This is a genomic window from Pseudomonas sp. SHLD1 (genome assembly GCF_028640935.1).
In the GTDB taxonomy this organism is placed as follows: domain Bacteria; phylum Pseudomonadota; class Gammaproteobacteria; order Pseudomonadales; family Pseudomonadaceae; genus Chryseomonas; species Chryseomonas aestiva.
Genome location: NZ_JAQZAD010000013.1, coordinates 653,262 through 672,335 on the forward strand (window position 1 = coordinate 653,262; position 19,074 = coordinate 672,335).

Below are 19,074 nucleotides of genomic sequence, written 5' to 3' on the forward strand. Positions count from 1 at the left end.
TCTCGCCCTTGGGGGAGAGGGTTCAGGTGAGGGCAGCTGCCGTGTTTGAAGGTCTCTTCGGATCCTGTGTGGGTTGGGTGGAAGCCTGGCACCGCGCTCGCTTTTTACCCCCTCTCCCTAGGGGAGAGGGCTGGGGTGAGGGCGACCGCCTTGTGCGAAATGCTCAGTCCAGTCGTTCCGCCTCCTCGCGCCGCAGCGCGTCCAGGGTGTCGGGGTGGGTATCCTGCCAGGCCAGCACGCCGCTGGCGGGCAGCACGCGCCTGGCCAGTTGGGTAAGCACGCTGCCGGGCGCCAGTTCGATGGCCAGGCGCACGCCGCGCTCGCGAGCGGCTTCCAGAGTGGCGTGCCATTCGATGGGCCGCGCCATGTTGAAGGCCAGGTCGTCGCGCAACTGCTCGGCACGCACCAGCCGGCGTGCCGAAGTACCGCTCAGATAGGCCAGCCGAGGCGCGCGTAGCTCGACTTCGGCGAAGGCCTGGTCCAGGGTCCGGGCCGCTTCGGCGAGCAGCGGGCAGTGGGACGGCACGCTCATGGCCAGGCGCTTGGCCGCCGCGGCGCCCTGGGTACGCGCTGCCCCGGACAGCACGGCCAGGCCGGCGTCGCTACCCGCGACCACGTATTGCTGCTCGGCGTTGGCATTGGCCAGGTACAGCGGCGCGTCAGGCCGATGGTGATTGGCGACCAGGCGTTCCACCGTGCCGCGTTCCAGACCAAGTATGGCCAGCATGCCGTAGCCGGACGGATAGGCTGCCTGCATCAGCTCACCGCGACGGGCCACCAGGCGCAGGGCATTGGCGAAGTCCAGGGCCTCGGCCACCACCGCCGCGGCATAGGCGCCAATGGACAGCCCGGCCACCAGCTGTGGCGCCGGTCCGCGGCTCAGCAGCAGGCGCGCGGTGGCGACGCCGGCGATCAGCAGGCAGAGCTGCACGGCGCGGGTGTGTTCCAAGGCCTGGGCGGAGTCCAGGTTCAAGGGATCGATGTCCAGCGCCTCGGCGGCTTCCACCAGGGTGCGCCGGACCTCGGCGTCCTCGGGCAGGGCATGCAGCATGCCGGGACGCTGGGCGCCCTGGCCGGGAAACTGGAAGAGGGTGCTCATGCGGCGCGCGCCTCCGGCCAGGGATCACTCGCCAGCTGGGGACCGGCAGCGGTCTTGAGCAGCACGCATGAGGCGTCTCCGGCCCAATCGGCCAGGGCCACGCCGCCGAGTGGGGTCTCCAGCAGGATGTCCAGGCGGCATAGCGCCTGCGTTTGCAGGGACGCCAGCAAGGCCCGCGCCTGCTCGCGCGGAAGAGGGGTTGCGCAGCGGATCAGCAGATCCAGATCGCTCCCCGCATGCAGGGCTGGCCAGCCAGAGGCCAGCTCGTAGCCCGCGGCGCCGGTGGGGCCCCAGGGCAGGCCGATGTCATCCAGCCGGGTTTGCACGCGGGCAAGGGTGTCGAAGACGGGCAGATCGCGGCAGCCGGCCGAGATCCGCAGGTGTTCAGGAGAGTACCGCTCCAGCACGGCACCAGGTTCCAGCCAGGTCCCCAGCCGCTCAGCGCGGGTGACACCCCGCAGCCCGACGGGGATGCGGCTAGGCTCAGGTGTCGCGCGGCGGACGACGACGGGCAGGCCGGCTTGGGCAACCTGGCAGGCCCAGCTGGGGGCGCGCGCGGGCAAGGCGTCCGGGGTGAGGCCCCAGAGGAGGTCGTGAGGGCGGTGTTGGGCTTCGCTGCGCTCACCCCAACCTACCTGAGCGTCGTAGGTTGGGTTGAGCGCAGCGAAGCCCAACGGGCCCATCCGCCCGCTCATCACGCGTTCCATCCCGCCCGCAGGCGTTCGCGTACTGCGCGAGAGGCCGCGCGATTGGCGCCGTCCAGCCGCAGTTCGAGATCGGTGGCGCCGCTGGCGAGCACATCGGCCTGGGCGTCGGCCAGGGCCTGGCGTACCTGCTGTAGATCTTCGCCCGCAGGCTGGTCGGGCTGGACGACCTCCAGCTGGCGCCAGAGCAGGCCCAGGGAGGCATAGCTGTCCAGGTCGTAGGCCATGGGCGGGATGTCCGCCGCCAGGCGCTCCAGCTCCTCGACACTGCGCAGGGTCACGCGCGCGGCCGAGGCCTTGCCCATGGCGTGCACCTGCACCTGGGGATCACGCAGGGCCAGCAGCCGATTGGCCTGGTAGCCGTGGGCCAGAAAACCCCCGGACATGGCCTTGCCCACCAGCAGGCCCAGTACCGGGTGCCCGGCCAGGCGCGCCTCGGCGTAGGCGCCGGCGGCTCCGGCCAGGGCCTGGTGGATGCCATAGGCCTCCTCGCGGCGACCATAGGCCTGGCTGGGAACGTCCACCAGGGCGATCAGGGTGCGTTTCACCGCGGCGCCGGCATCCTCGGCGATGGCCTGCTGAAGGGCCCGGGCCAGGCCCCAACCCTCCAACAGGCCGACCTCGCCCTGGCGAGCACGAGGAAAGGGGTTTTCGGCATCCGCTACCACCGCCAGCCAGCGTGCGGGGCGTCCGGCCAGTTCGAGGTCGGCGACGCGCAGGGAGGCGGGCAGGCCGGTGACGGCCTCGCCCTGGCCGGCCAGCGCCTGGAACCAGGTCAGGCCGCGTTGCGAAGGCTGGGTGCTCATGGCTGGTCTCCGGCATAGAGGTGGCGAACCGCCGCGGCGTCCGCCTGGGGACGGCTGCCGAGATCGGCAAGACGCGTCAGGTAGTGGTCGGCCCGCTGGCTGCGCAGGGGGGCGGCAGCGCCCTGGGTGAAGCCCAGGCGGATGGCGGCGGTCACGGCGGCGCTGTCGTCGGCGACGAAGACGTCGGCCAGGCCCGTGGCGACCCGCTGCTCGCCGCCGGTCAGGCTCCAGATGAAGGGGCGATCGCGGGAATCGTATTCCTCGATGCCGGCTTCCTGCTCGATCACCTGGGGACCGTTGAGTCCCAGGCGGGCCTCGCGGGTGACGATCAGCTGACTGCACAGGCCCGCGGCGATGGACATGCCGCCAAAGCAGCCGACGCTGCCGGCGATGACGCCGATGACCGGCTGGTGCGCGCGCAGGGCGACGATGGCCGCCTGGATCTCGGCGATGGCGGCGAGGCCCAGATTGGCCTCCTGCAGGCGCACGCCGCCGGTTTCCAGCAGCAGCACCGCGCGGGTCGGGGTGCCGGCGAGGTTGTCTTCCAGCGCCAGCTCCAGGGCACCGGCGATCTTGGCGCCGCCCACTTCGCCCATGCTGCCGCCTTGGAAGGCGCCCTCGATGGCGCAGACCACCGCCGGCTGGCCGTCGATCAGCCCCTTGGCCACCACCACGCCATCATCGGCCTGGCAGACGATGCCCTGCTTGGGCAGCCACGGCGACATCAGCCGCTCGAAAGGACCGACCAGCTCGCGAAAGCTGCCGGCATCGAGCACCACACGGGCCCGCTCGCGGGCGCCAAGTTCGACGAAGCTGCGGCTGTGCAGCAGCTCCTGGACATCGGGAAGGGTGGCTTCAGCCATGGGGGCTTTCCTCCAGGTCGAGGGTTTCCAGGCCCTGCTCCAGGCGCAGCCGCACCACGCCAGGGGTGGCGCCGAAGTCATGGATGTCCAGGGTCAGCGCCGGCAGGTCCTCGCGGGCGGCGAACAGCCGGTCGAAGAGGGCGCGCCAGCGCGGTTCGCTGCCGTTGACCGAGGTGGTCACCCTGAGGGTGAAGTCGGCGGCGGCGGGTTCGAGCAGGACCTCCAGGTCCCCCGAACCGACACAGCCCACCAGGGCGCGACCCTGGCGGCGCTGGCTGGCCGGATAGCTGCAGGTGAAGTGTTCCATCAGAGGTCTCCAGGGAGCCGTGGCTCCAGGCGATCGACGAGAAGGGTGGCGGCCAGCAGATCGGCGGCGCCGCCGGGAGAGGCATTGGCGGCCAGCAACTGGCGGTCCAGGGTCAGCAGTTGGCGGCGCCCGGCGAGACTGGCGCTGCCCCCGGCCTGCAGCACGGCGCGGGCGCCCTGCTGCATGGTGGTGAGGGCCGCGGGGCCCGCGCGGTGCAACACACAGGTATCGTCCAGCGCGGTCATGATGGCCAGGAGCGCATCCAGGCGAGCGTTCTGCTCGCCGGCACCGGCCTGGCGGCTGGCGCGCAACTGCGGCAGCCCGCGCTGGTGGATGGCGGGAAAGCCCGCGGCGGCCTCGGCCCGGGCGCCGCCCACGCCGTAGCGCTGTGCGACGCGCTGGCCATGGCTGGGCGCCGCCTGGGGCGCCGCGGGATCGGGCAGGCTGGCCAGGCGCCCGGCCGCCAGGCACAGCGCCTGGGCCGAGGCCGGACGCCCATGCACGGTCGCCGTCACCAGCAGCCCCAGCGCCCAGATGGCGCCGCGGTGAGTGTTGACCCCATGGGTGACCTGCAGCATGGCGGCTTCGCCGTCACGCCCCAGTTGGCCGATCAGGCGGCGCAATTCGGCGGCGGGCAGGTCCTGCTCGGCGGCTTCGGCCATGGCCTGGAAACAGGGCTGCAGGGCCTGGGCCGAGGTCAGCATCAGGCCGAGGCTGAGGTCACTGTGGGCGCCCTGGCCGCGGCGATCCACCAGGGCCGGCTTGGGCGAGAGTTCGGCTTCGTCCACCAGCGCGGATACGGCCAACTCGGCCAGGCGTTCGGCGGGCGATGAGGTACGGCGGGCGAGGGCGCGCATCACCAGCTCCTGAACTTGGCCGGGGGTTGATAGAGGCCGCCCGACCACTCCACCAGCTCGCCGATGCTCTTGGCGGCGAGCAATTCGCGACTGGCATCGGTGCGGCGGATGCCGAGGTCCTCGGGCAGGGCTACCAGGCCTTCCTGGCGCAGGCGGCGGGCCTCGGCCGGATTGCTGTGCAGGCCGATGGCGGTGACCCCGGCCACGGCCGCGATCATCGCCCGGCGCTCTTCCAGGGAGCGGGCGCGGTAGAGATAGGCGATGCCTTCTTCGGTGAGCAGGTGGGTGACGTCGTCGCCATAGACCATGATGGGCGCCAGCGGCATGCCGCTTTTGCGCGCCACCTCCACGGCATCCAGGGTGTCGACGAAGGTGGGTTTGCCGCCTTCCTGGAAGGTCTCGACCATCTGCACCACCAGCTTCCTGCCGCGTTCCAGCAGGGCGGGCGCGCTGTCACCGGTCTGCTGCCGCATGTCCAGCCAGGCCGGGGTGGGGTGACGCCGACCGTGCGGATCATGGCCCATGTTGGGCGCGCCACCGAAGCCGGCGAGGCGGCCCCGGGTCACGGTGGAGGAATGGCCGTCGCCATCCACCTGCAGGGTGGCGCCGATGAAGAGGTCCACGGCGTACTGACCGGCCAGCTGGCAGAGCAGCCGGTTGGATCTCAGCGAGCCATCGCGACCGGTGAAGAAGACGTCCGGACGCTGGGCGATATAGCCCTCCATGCCCAGCTCGGTGCCAAAGCAGTGCACGCTCTCCACCCAGCCGCTCTCGATGGCCGGGATCAGCGTGGGATGCGGATTGAGGGTCCAGTGCCGGCAGATCTTGCCCTTGAGGCCCAGGCGCTCGCCGTAGGTGGGCAGGATCAGCTCGATGGCCGCGGTGTTGAAGCCGATGCCGTGGTTGAGCGACTGCACCTGGTGGCGTTCGTAGATGCCGCGGATTGCCATCATCGCCATCAGCACGTGCACCGGCTTGATGTGGCGCGGATCGCGGGTGAACAGCGGCTCGATATAGAAAGGTCGATCGGCCACCACCACGAAGTCGACCCAGTCCGCCGGGATGTCCACCCGCGGCAGCTCGGAGACATCGTCCACCAGCTGGTTGACCTGGACGATGACGATGCCGTCGCTGAAGGCGGCCGGCTCGATCAGCGCCGGGCTGTCCTCGGTGCTGGGGCCGGTATAGATGTTGCCAGCGCGATCGGCCATGAAGCCGGCGCTGAGCACCACCTTGGGGATCAGGTCCACCAGCAGCCGGGCATAGAGTTCGATGTAGGTGTGGATGGCGCCGACTTCCAGCAGGCCGTCTTCCAGCAGCTGGCTGATCCTCAGGCTCTGGGTGCCGGCAAAGGAGAAGTCCAGCTTGCGGGCGATGCCGCGCTCGAACAGGTCCAGGTGCTCGGCGCGGCCGACGCTGGGCATGATCATGTGCAGGTCGTGCAGCCTGGTCGGATCGACCTGGGCCAGACTGCGGGAGAGGAAGTCGGCCTGCTTCTGGTTGTTGCCTTCCAGCACCACCCGGTCGCCGGGGGCCAGCAGATTCTCCAGCGCGGCGACGATGGAGGCGGTGGGCAACACCTTGCCATCGGCCAGCGCGGCCACCCGGTCCAGGCGCTGCTGCTTGTCGCTGCGGCGCCTGGCGATCCGAGCCGGTGGGGAAGATGTCGTTGTCATTGGGGTCTCCACGAATCACCTGTAGTGGAGCCACCCTAGACCTCGACTGCCGGGCGTTCAATCAACCTGAGGACGGAAACGTTACGCTGAGGTTAACGATTCCGTGGATCTCAGGTGCCCGCGACCGGCTCAGGTCTTGTCGACCGGAGTGAAGACCGTGGTGGTCCTGGAGAACCAGCTGGTGGGGGTCACGTCCACGTTGGCGTTGTCGTATTTCAAGCTGTTCTGCACCTGCTTGAGCGTCAGGTTCGCCTGCCAGTACTGCTCATGGCTGAGTTCCTGATTGGCCCGGTGCACCAGGTCCAGGGTTTCCTGCGCCGGCAGTACCGCGGTGGAGTAGTCCACGTCGACCCCGGCCACCTTGAGGATCTCGCCGGCGCCCTGGGTGTCGCCCCGCTGGATCTTCTCGTTGGCCTGGGCCACGGCCTGGTTCTTGGCCGGGGTGGCGACATAGTCGTCACGCAGCGCCATGCCGCTCCAGATCGGCAGCCAGGATGTGGCCTTGGCGTCCTGCGCGGAGACCGGCACGAGTTTGCCGTCCTGACCCCGCAGGTCGCTGGCCGACTTGAGGTAGGCGGTCTTGTCGGTCTGGGCCGTTCGCAGGGCGCTCTCGGCGGCCCCCAGCTGCTGCTTGGCCTGCTCGACGTGGCCTTCGAAGAGATCCTGGCGCGCGGCGATCACGTCCTTGAAGGCCGATTGGCCCTGCTGGGAAATCGCCGGCAGAGTGGCGACCTGCTGGGTGGCGATATCGGGCCGGGTGTCGGCCAGGACGGCGGTGGAAAACACCGAGGCGATGGTCAGGACGAGCAGGCTTTTGGCGATACGACGATTGAGGTTCATGTGCTTCTCCCGGATACGAAAGTGACTGGAACCGCGGGGGTATCGGGCGGGACTGCGAGATACCGTGAGTTCAGTGTCGATCCGGTGAGCTTAACGAACGCTTAGCAGGCTATCGGTGGCTGTAACCAGGTGTTTCGGGAGGCGGTAACGAAAGCGGCGACCGCTCCGAAGGCTCGGAGNNNGGAGCGGTCGCCGCTGGCGGGCGGAAGCGACTCAGCGCACCAGGCAGGGCTGCTTGTTATCGAAGGTCCAGTTGGGCGAGAGGAATTGCATGGCCATGGCGTCGTCCCGCGCGCCCAGGCCCTTGGTCTTGTACAGCTCGTGGGCGCGGGCGAGGGCGTCCAGATCCAGCTCCACGCCCAGGCCACCCTGCTGCGGCACCTCGACCAGGCCGCCCTTGATCTCCAGGGGCTGGCGGGTGAGGCGTTGACCATCCTGCCAGATCCAGTGGGTGTCGATGGCGGTGATCTTGCCCGGCGCCGCGGCGGCGACATGGGTGAACATGGCCAGGGAGATGTCGAAGTGGTTGTTGGAGTGCGAACCCCAGGTCAGGCCCCAGTCGTTGCACATCTGCGCCACCCGCACCGAGCCCTGCATGGTCCAGAAGTGCGGATCGGCCAGGGGGATGTCCACCGATTGCAGCTGGATGGCGTGACCCATCTGGCGCCAGTCGGTGGCGATCATGTTGGTGGCGGTGGGCAGGCCGGTGGCGCGGCGGAATTCGGCCATCACCTCGCGTCCGGAATAGCCGTTCTCGGCGCCACAGGGGTCCTCGGCATAGGCCAGCACCTGGTGCTGGTCGCGGCACAGGCGGATGGCTTCCTTGAGCGACCAGGCGCCGTTGGGGTCCAGGGTCACGCGCGCCTCGGGGAAGCGCTCGGCCAGGGCGGTGACCGCCTCGATCTCGGCGTCGCCGCTGAGCACGCCGCCCTTGAGCTTGAAGTCCTTGAAACCGTAGCGGTCATAGGCGGCCTCGGCCAGGCGCACCACGGTCTCCGGGGTCAGTGCCTCTTCGTTGCGCACGCGGAACCAGGCGTCGTCGCTCTCGGCTTCGCTGCGGTAGTCCAGCGTGGTCTTGTTGCGGTCGCCCACATAGAACAGGTAGCCGAGCATCTCCACGGCATCGCGCTGCTGGCCTTCGCCGAGCAGGGCGGCTACCGGCACCTCAAGGTGCTGACCGAGCAGGTCGAGCAGGGCGGCTTCGATGGCGGTGACGGCGTGGATGGTGACCCGCAGGTCGAAGGTTTGCAGGCCACGACCGCTGGCATCGCGCCCGGCGAAGGCCTGGCGGACCTGGCCGAGGATACGCTGGTACTGGCCCAGCGGCTGGCCGACGAGGAATTGGCGGGCGTCTTCCAGCGTCTGGCGGATGGTCTCGCCGCCGGGCACCTCGCCGACGCCGGTGCGACCGGCGTTGTCTTTGAGGATCAGCACGTTGCGGGTGAAGTAGGGGCCATGGGCGCCGCTGAGGTTGAGCAGCATGCTGTCCTGGCCGGCGACGGGCACGACTTCCAGCGAGGTGACCACCGGAGTGCCGGTATGCAGGGCAGGCGTGGCGTTGAATTGCGTCATGGTCGGGCTCCTTGGTGATCAGCGAGGGGTTTCAGCGGCGAGCGGGGCTTCGGCGGGCGGCGTGGGCACACCGCGCAACTCGACACGCTTGATCTCGCCGACGACGAACAGGTAACTGATGGCGGCCACCAGGGCGTTGGCACCGACGAACACCAGGGCCATCTTGAAGGAGCCGGTGGCGGCGATGATGTAGCCGATGATGATCGGGGTGGTGATGGAGGACAGGTTGCCGATGGTGTTGAACAGGCCACCGGAGAGGCCGGCGATCTGCTTGGGCGAGGTGTCGGAAACCACCGCCCAGCCCAGGGCGCCGATGCCCTTGCCGAAGAAGGCCATGGCCATGAAGCCCACCACCATCCAGTCGGCGTCGACGTAGTTGCAGAGGATCATGCTCATCGACAGCAGCATGCCGGCGACGATGGGGGTCTTGCGCGCCACGCTCAGGCTGCTGCCGCGGCGCAGCAGGTAGTCGGAGATCACCCCGCCCAGCACGCCGCCGATGAAGCCGCAGATGGCTGGCAGGGAGGCGATGATGCCGGCCTTGAGGATGGTCATGCCGCGTTCCTGCACCAGGTAGACGGGGAACCAGGTGAGGAAGAAGTAGGTGAGGGCGTTGATGCAGAACTGGCCCAGGTAGATGCCGGCCATCATGCGATTGGTCAGCAGCTGGCCGATGTAGCTCCACTTCGGGCCTTCGCTCTTCTTGCCGGGCGTGTCCAGGTCGACCAGGCCGCCGTTGCTGGCGATGTAGTCGATCTCGGCGGCATTGGCGCGGGGATGTTCGCGGGGGCTGTAGATCACCGCCAGCCAGACCGCCGAGAAGGCGATACCCAGGGCGCCCATCACCACGAAGACGTGCTGCCAGCCGAAGTGGTAGACGATCCAGCCCATCAGCGGCGCGAACAGCACGGTGGCGAAGTACTGCGCCGAGTTGAAGATCGCCGAGGCGGTGCCGCGCTCCTTGGTGGGGAACCAGGCGGCGACGATGCGGGCGTTGCCGGGGAAGGAGGGCGCTTCGGCCAGGCCGACCATGAATCTCAGGGCGAACAGCAGGAATACCGCGGTGCCGATGCCGAATTCACCGATGTAGCCTTGCAGCATGGTGAACACCGACCAGGTGAAGATGCTCGCCGCATAGACCTTCTTCGAACCGAAGCGATCGAGCAGCCAGCCGCCGGGGATCTGGCCGAGCACATAGGCCCAACCGAAGGCGGAGAAGATGAAGCCGAGGGAGACGGCACTGATGCCGAGGTCTTTTTGCAGGGCGGAGCCGGCGATGGAAATGGTGGCGCGGTCGGCGTAGTTGATCGTGGTCACGACGAACAGCATGAACAGGATCAGATAGCGGACGCGCGTCTGCTTGGTTTCGTGCATGGAGAGCTCCCACTGGTTTGTTTTTGTGTGCGGGCTGACATCGTGTAGCGGGCTTAGGTTGTAAGTCGTCTGACAACGATAGCGCTATCATTAAACAGATAACGCTATCATTCAACCGCTAAATCTGTGGTCGCGTGCAAAAAATCCGCTAGGAGCTCTGGCGCTCGATCAGGGCGAAACCGGTATCGAGACTCACCGCGGTGCGTTCGCCCGCGAGGCGATCGAGCAGCGCCTGGGCGACCCGCTGACCCATGGCGTCGGCATTGACGCTGACCGTGGACAGCGCCGGGGTGGCGAAGCGGCCATTGGTGGTGTCGCCGAAGCCGACCACCGCCAGTTGCGCGGGGATGCGCAGGCCACGGCTGCTGGCCTCGGCGACCACCCCCAGGGCCAGGGTGTCGGAGCTGCACAGCACCAGGTCCGGCGGCTCGGGGCGTTCCAGCAGGCGCGACAGGCCGATCCGGCCGACTTCCCAGGTGGCCGGCAGCGGCAGCACTTCCATGGGCAGTTCGGGGATGCCCAGCGCCAGCAGGCGGGCCTGCAGGGCCAGGTTGCGGCGCATGGCGCGGGGATCGTCCACCGAGATCACCCCGAAGCGGCGATAGCCACGGGCGACGAAGTGCTCCGCCAGGGCGACGCCGACCTGCTCGTGGGAAAAGCCCACCTGCATGTCCAGGGCCTCGGCGCTCAGGTCCCAGGCTTCCACCACCGGGATGTTCAGCGCCGCCAGCCGTGCGCGACTGGCCGGGGTGTGCAGGGTACCGGTGAGGACGATGCCATCGGGGCGGCGGCCAAGGATGGCTTCCAGCAGTTCCTCTTCCTTTTCCGGCGAATAGCCGGTGGGACCGATCAGCGCCTGGTAGCCCGCCTCGGTGAGGCGATCCATGATCGCCTGCACCACGGTGGCATAGATGGAATTGGCGATGGTGGGCAGGAGGATGGCCACCAGCCGGCTCTTGCTGGAGGCGAGGCTGCCCGCCAGCAGATTGGGCACGTAGCCCAGGTCCTTGACCACGGCCAGGACATGCTCCCGGGTGGCGGCGCTCACCAGGCTCGGGCGGTGCAGTGCCCGGGACACGGTAATGGGCGACACCCCGGCGGCGAGGGCGACCTCGCGGACGGTGAGGGGCAGCTCGGTGCCATCGAGCTGGGCGAGTTCGCGTCGGGACTTCCTGGCCAAAGCGGGTCCTTGGGTGAGAGAGGCCGCCATTATGAGAGCAAGCCCCGGCGGTTGCCATGGGCGCCCGCCAGAGCCCCTGCTAGTCGACCGCTCGCGCCGCCCGGGCGCGAGCGACCCGGGACTCGTTGCGCCGCCCCAGCTGGGCGGACACCTGGTGGCCCGCCTCGATGAGCCGGGGCAGATCGAGACCGCTGGCGATGCCCAGGCCGTCGAGCAGATAGACCAGGTCCTCGCTGGCGACATTGCCGCTGGCGCCGCTTGCATAGGGGCAACCGCCCAGTCCGGCGACGGAGCTGTCGAACACCGCGACCCCTTCGAGCAGGCTGGCGTAGACGTTGGCCAGGGCCTGGCCATAGGTGTCGTGGAAATGCCCGGCCAGTTGGCTGAGCGGCACTTCCCGTCCCAGTCGCTGCCAGAGCGCGCGGGTCCGGCTGGGGGTGCCGACGCCGATCGTATCGCCCAGGGAGACCTCGGCGCAGCCCAGGTCCAGCAGCTCGCGGGTCACGCTGGCTACCTGGTCCGGGGCGATCACGCCGTCGTAGGGGCAGCCCAGCACACAGGACACATAGCCGCGCACCTGGATGCCCGCCGCCCGCGCGCCCTCGGCCACGGGCACGAAGCGCGCCAGGCTCTCGGCGATGGAGCAATTGATGTTGCGCCGGGAGAAGCCCTCCGAGGCAGCGGCGAAGACGGCGACCTCATCCACCCCCGCGGCCAGGGCGGCCTCGAAGCCCTGCATATTGGGCACCAGCACCGAACGGACCACGCCCGGTGGCCGCCCGAGCCCCGCCAGTACCTCGGCGGTCCCGGCCATCTGCGGCACCCAGCGGGGCGAGACGAAGCTGCCCACCTCCAGATGCTGCACGCCGCTGGCGATCAGTGCCGCGCACAACTGGATGCGCTCGGCGATGCCCAGCGCCCGGGGCTCGTTCTGCAGGCCATCGCGGGGCCCGACCTCGACCAGCCGTACCCGGGTCGGCAAGGTATCGCTCATGACGGCGACTCCTCCAGCTCCACCAGCGGCGCGCCCTCGGCCACCAGCTCGCCAGGGCTGCAGAACAGCGCCGCCACCACGCCCGCTCGGGGCGCGCGGATGCTGTGTTCCATCTTCATCGCCTCCAGCACCACCAGCGGCGCGCCGGCTTCCACGGTGTCGCCCACGGCTACCGGCACGGCGACCACACTGGCGTTCATCGGCGCCGTGAGCCCGCCGGCGTCCGCCTGCCGCGCGACCTCGGCGAGGGGGTCGGCCCAGGTGACGGCTTCGAGGCGATCCTGCCATTCGATGAACAGCGTTTGTCTACGGCGATGCAGGCGGGCGCTCTGGCGGAGGCCCTCCGCCTGCCAATGGAGCCGATCACCGCTCAACTCGACGGCCACCGGGTCGACCAGGGTCAGGTTGCGCACCTCGCTGCGACAGGCCAGCCGCAGCGCCATGCGCGGCGGTCCGCCCAGGCGCCAGCCCTGGCGAGACGCCCAGGGCGAGGTGGCGTCGGCGGCGGCCGGCACCGTCGCCAGCCAGGCCTGGCCCGCCAGGGTCCAGAAGGCCTCCGGCAGCTCGTTGGGTGCGGGCAGCAAGGTCGCCTGATGACGCTCGATGAAACCGGTGTCCAGCTCGGCCGCGACAAAGGCCGGATGGGCGAGCAGCCGCTGCAGGAAAGCGAGGTTGGTGGCGAAGCCGCCCACCGCGGTGTCTTCGAGCATGGCCAGCAATCGCTTGCGCGCCTGTTCGCGGCTGTCGCCCCAGGCGATCAGCTTGGCCAGCATGGGATCGTAGAAGGGCGACACCTCGTCGCCTTCCTCCACGCCGCTGTCCACCCGCCGCCCCGGACCGGCCGCGGGCTCGCGGTAGAGCTGCAGGGTGCCCGAGGCCGGCAGGAAGCCCTGGTCGGTGTCCTCGGCATAGAGGCGCACCTCGATGGCGTGGCCGTGCAGGGGCACCTGGGCCTGGGTGAGGGGCAGGGGTTCGCCAGCGGCCACGCGCAGCTGCCAGGCCACCAGATCCAGGCCGGTGATGGCCTCGGTGACCGGGTGCTCCACCTGCAACCGGGTGTTCATCTCCATGAAGAAGAAGTCGTCGCGGGCGTCGAGCAGGAATTCCACGGTGCCGGCGCCGACGTAGCCGATGGCCTGGGCCGCCTGCACCGCCGCCTCGCCCATGGCCCGGCGCAACGCGGGCGTAAGACCCGGCGCGGGGGCTTCCTCGATCACCTTCTGGTGGCGGCGCTGGATGGAGCAGTCGCGTTCGTTGAGATAGAGGCAGTGGCCGTGCGCATCGGCGAACACCTGGATCTCCACGTGGCGCGGTTGCAGCACGTATTTCTCCACCAGCATCCGCGCATCGCCAAAGGCCGCGCGCGCTTCGCGCTGGGCCGAGGCGAGGCCTTCGGCCAGGTCGGCGTCGCGCTCGACGATCTTCATGCCCTTGCCGCCGCCGCCGGCGGTGGCCTTGAGCAGGACCGGATAGCCGATGCGCGCCGCCGCGTCGCGAAAGGTGGCCAGGGACTGGTCCTCGCCGTGATACCCCGGTACCAGGGGCACCCCGGCGTCGGTCATCAGCGCCTTGGCCGCGGACTTGCTGCCCATGGCGCGGATCGCCGCGGCGGGTGGCCCGACGAAGACCAGCCCGGCCGCGGCCACCGCCTCGGCGAAGGCGGCGTTCTCGGACAGGAAGCCATAACCCGGATGGATCGCCTGGGCGCCGGTGGCGAGGGCGGCGGCGATGATGCGCTCGCCCAGCAGATAGCTGTCGGCCGGCTTGGTCCCGCCCAGGTTCACCGCCCGATCGGCCTGGCGCACATGGCGGGCGCCGGCGTCGATGGCACTGTGCACGGCGACGGTCCCCAGGCCGAGTGCCTTGGCGGTGCGCATCACCCGGCAGGCGATCTCGCCGCGGTTGGCGACGAGCAGACGGTCGAAGGTCATGGGGTGGTCTCCTGCCAGGCGGGACGACGTTTCTCCAGAAAGGCCTGCAGGCCTTCCTGGGCTTCGGGGGTGATCCGGACGGCGGCGATCAGGCCCTCGGTGAACTGGCGCACCGTGGGGCTCGGCACACCATCGCCGGCGCCGTCCAGCAGCCGCTTGCAGGCGCGCAGCGCCTGGGGGCCGTTGTCCAGCAGCCGGGCGATCCAGGCCTCGACCAGCGTCTCCAGGTCGGCGGCCGCGGCGGTCTCGGCCACCAGGCCCAGTTCGGCGGCGCGTTCGCCGGAAAAGCGCTCGGCGCCGAGCATGTAGCGGCGTGCCACGCGCTCGCCCAGGGCGCGGATCACGAAGGGGCCGATGACGGCGGGCACCAGGCCGATGCGCACCTCCGACAGGCAGAAGGTGGCGTCACGGGCGGCCAGGGCCAGGTCGCAGCAGCTGACCAGGCCCACCGCGCCGCCAAAGGCCGCGCCCTGGACCACCGCCAGGGTGGGGATCGGCAGGGCCCGCAGGCGATACATCACCTCGGCCAGGCGCTCGGTGTCGGCGCGGTTGGCGGCGGCGTCCAGGTTGGCCGAGGCCTGCATGCAGGCGAGGTCGGCGCCGGCGCAAAAGTGCCGCCCGCGACCGCGCAGGAGCAGAAAGCGCAGTCCTTGATCGCTGGCGATCTCGGCGAGCACGGTGCCCAGCTCCGCGATCAGCTGCGCATCCAGGGCATTGTGGCGATCCGGACGGTCGAGCCAGAGCGTGGCGAAGCCGCGCGGATCACGGATCAGTTCCAGGGTGTGGAAGTCAGTCATGGCCTACATCCGGAAGACGCCGAAGGTCGTCGGCTCGAGCGGGGCGTTGAGGCTGGCCGAGAGGGCCAGGGCGAGGACCTCGCGGGTCTGGGCCGGGTCGATCACCCCGTCGTCCCAGAGCCGCGCGCTGGAATAGTGGGCATGGGCCTGGCGTTCGTACTGCTCGACGATGGGGCCCTTGATGCGCGCCGCCTCTTCGTCGTCGAGGGCTTCGCCGGCACGTTCGGCCTGCTCGCGCTTGACCTGCACCAGCACCCCGGCCGCCTGCTCGGCGCCCATCACGCCGATGCGCGCGTTGGGCCACATCCACAGGAAGCGCGGATCGTAGGCGCGGCCGCACATGCCGTAGTTGCCGGCGCCAAAGCTGCCACCGATGATCACGGTGAACTTGGGCACCCGGGCGCAGGCCACCGCGGTGACCAGCTTGGCGCCGTGCTTGGCGATGCCGCCTTCCTCGTACTTCCTGCCGACCATGAAGCCGGTGATGTTCTGCAGGAACAGCAGCGGGATGCGGCGTTGGCAGGCCAGTTCGATGAAGTGCGCGCCTTTCTGCGCCGATTCGGCGAAGAGGATGCCATTGTTGCCGAGGATGGCCACCGGATGCCCGTGCAGGTGGGCGAAGCCGCAGACCAGGGTGGTGCCGAACTGCGCCTTGAATTCATCGAAGACGCTGCCGTCCACCAGCCGCGCGATCACCTCGCGTACCTCCAGCGGCTGCTTGGGATCGGCCGGCACCAGGCCGTGAAGGTCCTCGGCCGGGTACAGGGGCGGGGTGGGCGTCTTGAGCTGCAGCTCGCCGAGCTTGCGCCAGTTGAGATTGGCGATGCAGCGCCGCGCCAGGGCCAGGGCATGGGCGTCGTTCTCGGCGTAGTGATCGGCCACGCCGGACAGGCGGCAATGGACATCGGCGCCGCCCAGTTCCTCGGCGCTGACCACCTCGCCGGTGGCGGCCTTCACCAGCGGCGGGCCGGCGAGAAAGATGGTGGCCTGCTGGCGCACCATGATGGTCTCGTCACTCATCGCCGGCACATAGGCGCCACCGGCGGTGCAGGAGCCCATCACCACGGCGATCTGCGGGATGCCCTGGGCGCTCATGGTCGCCTGGTTGAAGAAGATCCGCCCGAAGTGCTCGCGGTCGGGGAAGACCTCCTCCTGGCGCGGCAGGTTGGCGCCCCCGGAATCGACCAGATAGAGGCAGGGCAGCCGATTCTGCTGGGCGATGGCCTGGGCGCGCAGGTGCTTCTTCACCGTGAGCGGATAGTAGGAGCCACCCTTCACCGTGGCGTCGTTGGCGATGATCATGCACTCGACCCCCTCGATGCGGCCGACGCCGGCCACCACCCCGGCGGCCGGTACCTCTTCCTCGTAGACGTCGAGGGCGGCCAGGGCGCCGATCTCCAGGAAGGGCGAGCCGGGGTCCAGCAAGAGATCGATGCGCTGGCGGGGCAGCAACTTGCCGCGCGCGGTATGGCGCGCCTGGGCCTTGGCCCCGCCGCCTTCGCGGATGCGCGCCAGCAGCTGGTCGAGCCGGGCCAGTTGCGCGGCCATGGCGGCGGCGTTGCGCTGGTAGTCCGGGGTGCGCCGGTTCAGCGTGGAGGTCAGCACGGTCATGGAGGGCTCCTCACCGGGTTTCGTTGAACAGCTCGCGGCCGATCAGCATCCGACGGATCTCGCTGGTGCCAGCGCCGATCTCGTAGAGCTTGGCGTCGCGCAGCAGGCGGCCGGTGGGGTATTCGTTGATATAGCCGTTGCCGCCGAGTATCTGGATGGCTTCCAGGGCCATCTGGGTAGCCTTCTCGGCGGTGTAGAGGATTACACCGGCAGCGTCCTTGCGGGTGGTCTCGCCGCGGTCGCAGGCCTGGGCCACCGCATAGAGATAGGCGCGGCTGGCGGCGAGGCCGGTGTAGAGGTCGGCCACCTTGCCCTGGATCAGCTGGAATTCGCCGATGCTCTGGCCGAATTGCTTGCGGTCGTGGACATAGGGCAGCACCACGTCCAGGCAGGCCTGCATGATGCCCACCGGGCCGCCAGCGAGGACCACGCGCTCGTAGTCCAGGCCGCTCATCAGCACCTTGACCCCGCCATTGACCTGGCCCAGCACGTTTTCCTCCGGCACCTCCACGTCGTCGAAGAACAGCTCGCAGGTGTTGGAGCCGCGCATGCCCAGCTTGTCGAACTTGCTGCCACGGCTGAAACCGGTCCAGTCACGCTCGACGATGAAGGCGGTGATGCCATGGGCAGCCTTTTCCGGTTCGGTCTTGGCATAGATGACATAGGTATGGGCATCGGGCCCGTTGGTGATCCACGTCTTGCTGCCGTTGAGCACGAAGCGATCGCCGCGGCGGTCGGCGCGCAGCTTCATGGACACCACGTCCGAGCCGGCGTTGGGTTCGCTCATGGCCAGGGCGCCGACGTGCTCGCCGCTGACCAGCCGGGGCAGGTAGCGCGCCTTCTGCGCGGCGCTGCCGTTGCGATGGATCTGGTTGACGCAGAGATTGGAATGGGCGCCATAGGACAGGGCGACCGACGCCGAGCCGCGGCTGATCTCCTCCATGGCCACCGCATGGGCCAGGTAGCCGAGTCCGGAGCCGCCGTATTCCTCGCTCACGGTGATGCCGAGCAGCCCAAGGTCGCCAAAGGTGCGCCAGAGGTCCATGGGAAAGCTGTTGCTGGCATCGATCTCGCTCGCGCGGGGCGCCACCTCGCGAGCGACCAGGTGGCGGACCTGATCGCGCAGCAGATCGAGGGTCTCGCCCAGGGCGAAGTTGAGACTCGGGTAGCTCATGGGGTCACCTGTTGTTGGGATTGTCGGGTGAGAGCGGTCAGCCGATCGGGCGCGCACGGGGCGGCCACCTGGTACGGCGCGGAGCTGAAAGAAACAGGACAGGGCAGCGCCGATGGCCAGGAGCGTGCGTGGCGCGCAGGCGAATGCTGGAAAACCGTCGGCCAGGGCGGCCGACGGCAGGGCAAGGGTGCGCATGGGGCGCGGGTGCGGAACGCGGGCGCCAGGGCGCGCATGGTCCGTCCTCCTGGTCATTATTCTTGTCATGGCGACCGCAAGAGGAAGGCGGCCGGCCTGTGCCTCTGAGTCTAGGAGAGGAAATGCGCTATCGTGAAACGATAAAAATAGAATCCAGGTATTGGAAAATCAGATGGCATTGCTCAAGGACATTTCCATGCGGCAGCTGCGCTACTTCGTCGCCGCCGCCGAGAACAGCCAGTTTTCCCTGGCCGCCAGTGCGGTCAATGTCAGCCAGTCGGCGGTCACCACGGCGGTCAGCCAGCTGGAGGCGCTGCTCGCCGTGCGGCTGTTCGAACGCCTGCCTCACGGCGTCAAGCTCACGGCCGAGGGGCACCAGTTCTACCACCATGCCCGGCACATCCTCGACACCCTGCAGGACGCCGTCAGCCAGCCGCTGTTCCAGAGCCATGCCCTGACCGGCCAGGCGCGCGTCGGCGCCTCCTATGCGGTGCTCGGCTACTACCTGCCGACCCTGTTGGCACGCTTCAAGCGCAGCTATCCGCAGATCGACATCGACCTGCGCGACATGGACCGGCCCAGCATCGAAGCCGGCATCAACGATGGCACCCTGGAGCTGGGCCTCACCGTCATCTCCAACGTCGATGCCACCCAGCCCTTCGAGCGCCACCTGCTGATGCGCTCGCCGCGCCAGCTCTGGCTGCCCAGCGCCCATCCGCTGCTGGCAGCGGAACGCGTCACCCTGGCCGACATCGCGCCTTATCCCTATATCCTCGCCACGGTGGACGAAGGCGAGACCTCGACCCTGCGCTACTGGCGCGCGGCGGGCCTTGCGCCCAACGTAGTGTTCAAGACCTCGTCCATGGAGTCCCTGCGCGGCCTGGTCGCCCATGGCTTCGGCGTGACCATCCTCTCCGACATGCTCTATCGCGGCTGGTCGCTGGAAGGGCGCAAGCTGGAAGCCCGCCCGGTGGCCGATGCCATCCCGCCCATGGAGCTGGGCCTGATCTGGAGTCCCGAAGACCGCCTGAGCCCCGGGGCCCAGGCGTTTCGGCAGTTCCTGGTGTCGGCGGCGGGGTAGCGGAGGCACCCGC

Annotated in this window: 17 protein-coding genes; 1 reads left to right on the forward strand and 16 read right to left on the reverse strand. The window is 69.2% G+C overall.

Annotated features, from left to right (window positions below; all coding sequences use genetic code 11):
- Nucleotides 1–163 precede the first annotated feature (163 nt).
- The 16 genes from mdcH to PVZ77_RS08475 all read right to left on the reverse strand — a co-directional run bounded on the left by mdcH (nucleotide 164) and on the right by PVZ77_RS08475 (nucleotide 17,785).
- Nucleotides 164–1,099 carry a malonate decarboxylase subunit epsilon gene (gene mdcH, locus PVZ77_RS08400; protein ID WP_273806312.1) on the reverse strand — a complete coding sequence of 312 codons (936 nt, stop codon included), beginning with the start codon at nucleotides 1,097–1,099 and terminating at the stop codon, nucleotides 164–166.
- Entirely contained in the window at nucleotides 1,096–1,782 is a 687-nt protein-coding gene (locus PVZ77_RS08405) for a malonate decarboxylase holo-ACP synthase (RefSeq protein WP_273806335.1), read from the reverse strand. Before PVZ77_RS08405 ends, mdcH begins: the two co-directional genes overlap by 4 nt.
- A gap of 11 nt (nucleotides 1,783–1,793) precedes the next feature.
- Nucleotides 1,794–2,609 carry a biotin-independent malonate decarboxylase subunit gamma gene (gene mdcE / locus PVZ77_RS08410; protein ID WP_273806313.1) on the reverse strand — a complete coding sequence of 272 codons (816 nt, stop codon included), beginning with the start codon at nucleotides 2,607–2,609 and terminating at the stop codon, nucleotides 1,794–1,796.
- The gene (locus PVZ77_RS08415) at nucleotides 2,606–3,472 is read right to left on the reverse strand and encodes a biotin-independent malonate decarboxylase subunit beta (RefSeq protein WP_273806314.1); all 867 of its coding nucleotides are present in this window, start codon (nucleotides 3,470–3,472) and stop codon (nucleotides 2,606–2,608) included. The genes mdcE and PVZ77_RS08415 overlap by 4 nt, the downstream gene beginning before the upstream one ends.
- The gene (locus PVZ77_RS08420; protein ID WP_273806315.1) at nucleotides 3,465–3,779 is read right to left on the reverse strand and encodes a malonate decarboxylase subunit delta; all 315 of its coding nucleotides are present in this window, start codon (nucleotides 3,777–3,779) and stop codon (nucleotides 3,465–3,467) included. Before PVZ77_RS08420 ends, PVZ77_RS08415 begins: the two co-directional genes overlap by 8 nt.
- Complete coding sequence (locus PVZ77_RS08425; RefSeq protein WP_273806316.1) at nucleotides 3,779–4,636, reverse strand: triphosphoribosyl-dephospho-CoA synthase; 858 nt, start codon at nucleotides 4,634–4,636, stop codon at nucleotides 3,779–3,781. The genes PVZ77_RS08420 and PVZ77_RS08425 overlap by 1 nt, the downstream gene beginning before the upstream one ends.
- Entirely contained in the window at nucleotides 4,636–6,312 is a 1,677-nt protein-coding gene (gene mdcA, locus PVZ77_RS08430) for a malonate decarboxylase subunit alpha (RefSeq protein WP_273806317.1), read from the reverse strand. The genes PVZ77_RS08425 and mdcA overlap by 1 nt, the downstream gene beginning before the upstream one ends.
- Before the next feature lie 129 nt (nucleotides 6,313–6,441).
- A complete protein-coding gene (locus PVZ77_RS08435) occupies nucleotides 6,442–7,152 on the reverse strand; it encodes a YfdX family protein (protein WP_273806318.1) in 711 nt (236 codons plus the stop codon).
- Between the two features lie 213 nt (nucleotides 7,153–7,365).
- Nucleotides 7,366–8,724 carry a glucarate dehydratase gene (gene gudD / locus PVZ77_RS08440; protein ID WP_273829827.1) on the reverse strand — a complete coding sequence of 453 codons (1,359 nt, stop codon included), beginning with the start codon at nucleotides 8,722–8,724 and terminating at the stop codon, nucleotides 7,366–7,368.
- 18 nt (nucleotides 8,725–8,742) lie between these two features.
- Nucleotides 8,743–10,098 carry an MFS transporter gene (locus PVZ77_RS08445; RefSeq protein ID WP_133860710.1) on the reverse strand — a complete coding sequence of 452 codons (1,356 nt, stop codon included), beginning with the start codon at nucleotides 10,096–10,098 and terminating at the stop codon, nucleotides 8,743–8,745.
- Between the two features lie 148 nt (nucleotides 10,099–10,246).
- A complete protein-coding gene (locus tag PVZ77_RS08450; RefSeq protein WP_273807151.1) occupies nucleotides 10,247–11,278 on the reverse strand; it encodes a LacI family DNA-binding transcriptional regulator in 1,032 nt (343 codons plus the stop codon).
- Between the two features lie 79 nt (nucleotides 11,279–11,357).
- Complete coding sequence (locus PVZ77_RS08455; protein WP_273807152.1) at nucleotides 11,358–12,272, reverse strand: hydroxymethylglutaryl-CoA lyase; 915 nt, start codon at nucleotides 12,270–12,272, stop codon at nucleotides 11,358–11,360.
- A complete protein-coding gene (locus PVZ77_RS08460; protein ID WP_273807153.1) occupies nucleotides 12,269–14,203 on the reverse strand; it encodes an acetyl/propionyl/methylcrotonyl-CoA carboxylase subunit alpha in 1,935 nt (644 codons plus the stop codon). Before PVZ77_RS08460 ends, PVZ77_RS08455 begins: the two co-directional genes overlap by 4 nt.
- Nucleotides 14,200–15,000 (reverse strand): enoyl-CoA hydratase-related protein, encoded by an 801-nt coding sequence (locus tag PVZ77_RS08465; protein ID WP_273807154.1) that lies wholly within the window; start codon nucleotides 14,998–15,000, stop codon nucleotides 14,200–14,202. Before PVZ77_RS08465 ends, PVZ77_RS08460 begins: the two co-directional genes overlap by 4 nt.
- Nucleotides 15,001–15,003: 3 nt before the next feature.
- Nucleotides 15,004–16,611: a carboxyl transferase domain-containing protein gene (locus PVZ77_RS08470; protein ID WP_273807155.1), complete on the reverse strand. Its 1,608-nt coding sequence runs from the start codon at nucleotides 16,609–16,611 to the stop codon at nucleotides 15,004–15,006.
- 10 nt (nucleotides 16,612–16,621) lie between these two features.
- A complete protein-coding gene (locus PVZ77_RS08475) occupies nucleotides 16,622–17,785 on the reverse strand; it encodes an isovaleryl-CoA dehydrogenase (protein ID WP_273807156.1) in 1,164 nt (387 codons plus the stop codon).
- Between the two features lie 367 nt (nucleotides 17,786–18,152).
- Here PVZ77_RS08475 and PVZ77_RS08480 point away from each other — a divergent pair, with 367 nt between their 5' ends.
- Nucleotides 18,153–19,061, forward strand: a complete 909-nt coding sequence (locus tag PVZ77_RS08480) for a LysR family transcriptional regulator (RefSeq protein ID WP_273807157.1) — start codon at nucleotides 18,153–18,155, stop codon at nucleotides 19,059–19,061.
- Nucleotides 19,062–19,074 lie beyond the last annotated feature (13 nt).

What these genes read in the sequence shown, in the direction of transcription:
- PVZ77_RS08425 (WP_273806316.1), bottom strand. Translation starts at nt 4,636, where the DNA reads ATGCGCGCCCTCGCCCGCCGTACCTCATCGCCCGCCGAACGCCTGGCC.
- PVZ77_RS08445 (WP_133860710.1), bottom strand. Translation starts at nt 10,098, where the DNA reads ATGCACGAAACCAAGCAGACGCGCGTCCGCTATCTGATCCTGTTCATG.
- PVZ77_RS08470 (WP_273807155.1), bottom strand. Translation starts at nt 16,611, where the DNA reads ATGACCGTGCTGACCTCCACGCTGAACCGGCGCACCCCGGACTACCAG.
- PVZ77_RS08455 (WP_273807152.1), bottom strand. Translation starts at nt 12,272, where the DNA reads ATGAGCGATACCTTGCCGACCCGGGTACGGCTGGTCGAGGTCGGGCCC.
- mdcA (WP_273806317.1), bottom strand. Translation starts at nt 6,312, where the DNA reads ATGACAACGACATCTTCCCCACCGGCTCGGATCGCCAGGCGCCGCAGC.
- PVZ77_RS08415 (WP_273806314.1), bottom strand. Translation starts at nt 3,472, where the DNA reads ATGGCTGAAGCCACCCTTCCCGATGTCCAGGAGCTGCTGCACAGCCGC.
- PVZ77_RS08435 (WP_273806318.1), bottom strand. Translation starts at nt 7,152, where the DNA reads ATGAACCTCAATCGTCGTATCGCCAAAAGCCTGCTCGTCCTGACCATC.
- PVZ77_RS08475 (WP_273807156.1), bottom strand. Translation starts at nt 17,785, where the DNA reads ATGAGCTACCCGAGTCTCAACTTCGCCCTGGGCGAGACCCTCGATCTG.
- PVZ77_RS08420 (WP_273806315.1), bottom strand. Translation starts at nt 3,779, where the DNA reads ATGGAACACTTCACCTGCAGCTATCCGGCCAGCCAGCGCCGCCAGGGT.
- mdcE (WP_273806313.1), bottom strand. Translation starts at nt 2,609, where the DNA reads ATGAGCACCCAGCCTTCGCAACGCGGCCTGACCTGGTTCCAGGCGCTG.
- PVZ77_RS08460 (WP_273807153.1), bottom strand. Translation starts at nt 14,203, where the DNA reads ATGACCTTCGACCGTCTGCTCGTCGCCAACCGCGGCGAGATCGCCTGC.
- PVZ77_RS08405 (WP_273806335.1), bottom strand. Translation starts at nt 1,782, where the DNA reads ATGGGCCCGTTGGGCTTCGCTGCGCTCAACCCAACCTACGACGCTCAG.
- mdcH (WP_273806312.1), bottom strand. Translation starts at nt 1,099, where the DNA reads ATGAGCACCCTCTTCCAGTTTCCCGGCCAGGGCGCCCAGCGTCCCGGC.
- PVZ77_RS08465 (WP_273807154.1), bottom strand. Translation starts at nt 15,000, where the DNA reads ATGACTGACTTCCACACCCTGGAACTGATCCGTGATCCGCGCGGCTTC.
- gudD (WP_273829827.1), bottom strand. Translation starts at nt 8,724, where the DNA reads ATGACGCAATTCAACGCCACGCCTGCCCTGCATACCGGCACTCCGGTG.
- PVZ77_RS08480 (WP_273807157.1), top strand. Translation starts at nt 18,153, where the DNA reads ATGGCATTGCTCAAGGACATTTCCATGCGGCAGCTGCGCTACTTCGTC.